The 5,030-nt window shown below is 49.7% G+C and carries 5 protein-coding genes; 3 read left to right on the top strand and 2 right to left on the bottom strand.

The features are described from left to right. Nucleotides 1-193, top strand: a 193-nt coding sequence (locus HMPREF3048_RS12370; RefSeq protein ID WP_210398404.1) for a hypothetical protein, incomplete at its 5' end; no start/stop codon positions are given. Between the two features lie 57 nt (nt 194-250). Here HMPREF3048_RS12370 and HMPREF3048_RS11945 read toward each other — a convergent pair. Beyond that, nucleotides 251-2,362 carry a hypothetical protein gene (locus tag HMPREF3048_RS11945; RefSeq protein ID WP_141750608.1) on the bottom strand — a complete coding sequence of 704 codons (2,112 nt, stop codon included), beginning with the start codon at nt 2,360-2,362 and terminating at the stop codon, nt 251-253. A 150-nt stretch (nt 2,363-2,512) separates the two neighbouring features. On the opposite strand from HMPREF3048_RS11945, the gene HMPREF3048_RS00020 reads away from it, so the two are divergent. Together HMPREF3048_RS00020 and HMPREF3048_RS11640 are read left to right on the top strand one after the other, a co-directional pair. Next, nucleotides 2,513-3,457 carry an ABC transporter permease gene (locus HMPREF3048_RS00020; protein WP_141750609.1) on the top strand — a complete coding sequence of 315 codons (945 nt, stop codon included), beginning with the start codon at nt 2,513-2,515 and terminating at the stop codon, nt 3,455-3,457. Continuing rightward, nucleotides 3,441-4,247, top strand: a complete 807-nt coding sequence (locus HMPREF3048_RS11640; RefSeq protein ID WP_083316608.1) for an ABC transporter ATP-binding protein — start codon at nt 3,441-3,443, stop codon at nt 4,245-4,247. The genes HMPREF3048_RS00020 and HMPREF3048_RS11640 overlap by 17 nt, the downstream gene beginning before the upstream one ends. Here the strand turns inward: HMPREF3048_RS11640 and HMPREF3048_RS11940 are convergent. Continuing rightward, entirely contained in the window at nt 4,244-4,927 is a 684-nt protein-coding gene (locus tag HMPREF3048_RS11940) for a hypothetical protein (protein ID WP_141758800.1), read from the bottom strand. The two genes, HMPREF3048_RS11640 and HMPREF3048_RS11940, sit on opposite strands and share 4 nt — an antisense overlap. Between the last annotated feature and the right edge of the window lie 103 nt (nt 4,928-5,030).

Raw genomic sequence — 5,030 nt, 5'->3', positions numbered from 1 at the left:
CAGCAAGCGTTACACCACACTAAGGGACGCAACCGTCTGTCCAGCGAAGGAAGCAGCCACATCCTGCTATGCGGGCCTCTCCTCCGGATCAGAAAATGCCGTATTTGAAAACCACACAGCGCACGATGCGCATTTTCAGCAACCGGACTGGAGACCCCTATTCACGATCACCCTTCTCGAATACTCCCGCTAGGGCCGCAGGATGGTACATCCATTTCGCTTTGACTTGTGCCCCACTGAAGCTGCCAACTCATCGCGAGACATCATCGACGCGAATCTCTTTCGTTTCAAACGCATCCGTCGCACTAGCAAATCGCGAGAACACCAAGATCCGAGTTGGCGCATGTCCACCAACGTCTACTCGTAAAAATCCATCCGGCTTGTACCATCTTGTATAGAACCGTTCATCACCTGCGAAGACGTAGAATGCGAATTCGACATGAGTAGCCTGGCCCTTAACCACTTTCGCATCTATCGTCAATGCCTTCCCGTCGAATATCGCGGTTGCCGCAACTTCAACCGGCTCCAGCGATTCTCTCAATCGATAGGGTTTTTGAGCCGGTGCAGGCACACTCGACCTGAGAGTTGCGCTTCTGCCGGTTTGAATCCCAAGGCTTGTATCAAACCGGAGGTCAGGCGCTATCCCCACCAAGGCATCTCTAATAGATGCCAATTTAGCAACTAAGATGCCCTTACCTGAGGCGTTCTCTTTTTCAAACCTATGTGCTAGCCATCGATCGATTGGGCCCGATAACACCCCTTTAAGCTCGGATACTTCCCTCAGCTCTGCTTTAATCTGATTAAACTGTGCAAGCAGCCAGATCTCCGACTGAAAAGCCTCTTGATCCGCTGAGCCATCGAGTGGCGTAATTCGTCGTGTAGCTCCGACTGTCTGTTTTGGTTCGATTACAGGACGAACTGTTGTTTCACGCCCAAAGTGCCGTGGCCATTCACCCGACTCAAACTCGACCGAATTTAGACCCGGGGCACAATGCTCGATGATGTCGAAAATTACTTTACCCTGCTCACGATCCTCACGATCGAGCAGAAGCGCAGCCTCATAGAATTCAGGTTGAGCGAGTGGCATCATGTTGTAACTATTGGAGATAGTCGCAGAACGGGCGGAGCCGTTGTGCCCACGATTCCTAAATTTGACATAGTGCCTGTCTATGGCGTCGTCAAAGAATTCATACTTGTCTAATTGAAGCTCTTTAATAAATCGTTCCTCAGCCAGCGAATGGAGTCCTTCACCGAAAAATGCTGCAGGGAACACTAACCGAAAAACCTCGCTAGCAATCTCTTTTGGTTGCGATTGCCCCCAGTTTAAATGACCGAGTCTAGGGTGCCCTCGAAAAAAACCTGCCCAATGTGTACGAAACGCCTCGCCTGCACCACCGTAAATATCAAAAAGCCGGTGTTCGTTCTTCACGACGATGTTACGAGGGGCATAGTGGAAATTGAAATTGGAACGATGACGCTGCCAATCAACCAAGCTTTCGTGTACTGGTATCGAACCACTTACTCCCGCACGTGGACGTGAGATCGGCAGCGAGTATTCGCACCGCAGATAGTTTGCGATACGGGCATCAGTCTTGAGAATTTTCGACGCAAACTCTGAGGTGGCACGCGCAGGATCAATAGAAAGAACTTCAGCGTGAGGTAAGAGTGCAGACGATGACAGCAATGCTAATACCGCCCTTGAGTCCCTTCCTCCGGAGAGACGGAGCTGCACCTGATCATCACCAGAAATACCCCCTGCGACACGATCCAGGACCTGGCGCGCTTTTTCGACACCCTTTTTGATCAATTCATCATAGCGGCTGCCGGAGCTTAGATTAGGAACAAGTCGCCAACCGTCTAACGAAATCTCCAGAAAATACCCTTGCTCTACTAGTTTTACCCGTTCATCGGGTGTCGCCTGACTAAAAACTGTCTGGGCAAAGGTACTAGTTGATCCCAGCATCGAAGCGACATTGACCGGATCTATGTGGTTTGATACCCCCGGCAACAACGAAGTCAAAGCTGGGAACGAATTAGAAACGTAAAGGTCAACGTGGCCCTCATTGTTTTCTATTTCTGCAAGATATACCGGGCTAAACCCCATCGGGTCACTCAAAACAATGTAGCGATCATCGGTACCGTCTTTAAAGACAGAAAACCACTCGCCACTGGGTGGATTCTGTATCCATCCGTAATCTCCAACCCCGCCTTTTCTATCGCCCCCATAAGCGACCCCCGCAAACAAAACTTGATGCCACCGCCCCCTCGTTATACCTGAGGAAGTCGAATTTCGGCCTCGAACATCTCGAAAGACTGCTACAGCGGTTTCTGACCTATTGAATCCCTCGTCATATTCAAACAACTAAAAGCACCTCTACTTACAACCCTCTGAAATAGCCCAACAGCAAAATTCGATTTCTATCTGTCATTGCAATAGCCTTAGCTCTCATCGCACCTAAGGGGCCAAGGCTAAACACTGTAGGCTCGCCAGATTACCGGAGGAGTTAACGAAGTGAAGAGCTTTCATCGTCTCCGAAAGATAACCGTTCAAAATGAGGACCAAGAAAAACCCCTACTGCGCGAACGGTATCCCAGTGGCGGCAAAAGCGAAGTCGTCGAAGTAGATCTTAGCCACCTCTATCCAGTCTCTTCACGCCCGTCATTACAGGATTACACTAAGCAGCTCTTTTCATTTCGCTACTTTCTAATCTCACACGCCCGGAGTCAGTCCTTTAGCACTGGCCGTGGAACACTACTAGGCCGGGTGTGGATGATTCTGGATCCCTTATTCCAAGTGCTGATGTACGCCCTCGTTTTTGGGCTCATCCTCCATGTTTCGAGAGGCATCGATAACTTCATTGGGTTCCTCGCGATCGGCGTAACGTATTTTCGGTTTTTGAGCGCTGGACTAACTAACGGTGTGGGCGTTATCCAACGAAACCGATCCTTAATTACCTCTTTTAATTTCCCGAGAGTTGCTATCCCTCTTAGCACCAGCCTCCGGAGCTTTTTCGATAATTCCATACCGGGCCTCGTCGCGATCATCGTCGCACTAGCATTTCAGTACCAAGACCCCATCCACTGGACCCTGCTGCTTGTACCTTTTTTCTATTGCCTCATCCATATTTTTGCCGCAGGGCTAACCATGATCATTGCGAGAATCGCATCTCTCATACCAGACACTCGATCATTGGTTCGCGTGTTCACCCAAGGTTTGTTTTTCCTTTCGGGCGTATTCTTTCCGCTCTCCCGGTTTGCGGAAGGATCAACCCTGCAGATGATCATGAAACTGAATCCGTTTTTTCAATATCTAGAAGTCACTCGCAACGCAACTCTGTACGGATCCGCGCCCTCCCTAGCGCAGTGGCTTTACATCATCGCATGGTCATTCCTGACATTTTTGGTTGGCTTTGTATTCTTCTGGCGCAAAGAGGCTCGGTATGCAGTCGTTAAATAACCCCTCAGTAGTTGTAGACCGTGTTTCCAAAGTCTATGAAATAGCCCCTGACGGCGAAAGCTATACCGTTCCGTGGAAAACGAACAAGCTGGTTCCAGCAGTCAACCCCTTGTCTTTCGTTGCTCACCCGGGCGAATCGATCGGTATCCTCGGTCGAAATGGCTCCGGAAAGTCCACCCTTATTTCTATGATCGCAGGGAATGAAGCTCCTACAACAGGAGAAGTGTATGTTTCAGCAAAACCTTCACTCTTAAGTGTTTCCGCCGCGCTCCAGCCACAATTAACCGGCGCGGACAATGTGCGGCTTGGGTTACTCGCTAAAGGCCTTTCCCCTGCAGAAGTTGATGAATTGGCACCATCTGTAGCAAATTGGGCAGATATTGGGGAAGCAATCGATAGACCTCTGCACACCTATTCCTCGGGCATGGGCGCACGCCTTAAGTTCGCCATCGCTACAGCGGTACGCCCCAAAATTCTGCTACTAGACGAGGCGCTCGCCACCGGCGACGCTACATTTAATGAGCGAGCAAAGGAACGAATGAATGGTTTTCTCAACGGAGCATCGACCGTATTCCTCGTGTCTCACTCAGCGAGTGCGATTCGTAACCATTGCACGAGAGCCCTTTGGCTGCATGATGGCTCTTTAATTGCAGATATGTCGGCGAAAGAAGCAGTTAAATGGTATGTCAAGTGGTCCAGAGCAGTAGTCGACGGAAAACACAACGATGCCGAACATATCATTCGATCGCTTGCATGGACCCATAAAGAAACTAAGATCAAGATTCATTAGTTGTCAGTTGAAGATAATACACTTGAATACGCTGTACTCCTGCGTAGCACTTCGGAGGCAGCCACTCCGTTTTCAACTTCTCGACTAAAGGTGAGATTGATCCATTCCCCCTTACTTCCTACAGCTCCGCTTAGAAAGTGGTCGAGAATGGCCCTGGAAGGCGCACGGTGTCCCGCACCCCACTCCCCTAGGACTAGTCCAAACTGACGGTTAGGGAGTGCAGCCTCATTAAGGAATGGCACCAAATGGTGCTTCACATGCGACGTATCGCCCAGGTTTTGCAGATAAAGCACAGTAGTGTCGATTTCCTTCGAATAGGTCTTGGTTAGATCGAACTCGACAGGCATGCTTTCTAGAGGTTTTCCATTCCAAGCTGCATCGCGATAACTCTCAACAGCCGGTGGCCAATAACGATTAATGTTCGTTTGAGGATTAACACACATCACCAGGCTGCTGGGAAACTGCGCGCCAAAAAATAGCGCAGCGAAACCGCCCCCGGAAGCGCCGAAGAACAGTTTTGCAATTTCTCCATCTCTATGTGCAAAATGGCGCTCTAGCAAAGCAGTGAGATCGATTTGCAGCGAACGGTTTAGATCACCGGCAAACCATCCCAGGTTGAGACCAAAATCTAATATCGGATCTGACACAAAGATTCCGTTTACATCAAGTTGATCGAGCATATTTACTCCAGTGAACACCGGTTTCGTGACCCCGTCAGTTCCCACCGCAGCATGAAAACTCACAACGGTCGGTCAAGTCCCGTGTAGTGGTGTAGCCGTTTGT

It is taken from the genome of Corynebacterium sp. HMSC075D04 (genome assembly GCF_001815635.1).
Lineage (GTDB): Bacteria > Actinomycetota > Actinomycetes > Mycobacteriales > Mycobacteriaceae > Corynebacterium > Corynebacterium coyleae.
Note: the sequence above shows the minus strand (reverse complement) of the source record. Positions and strands in the feature narration are given on the sequence as shown.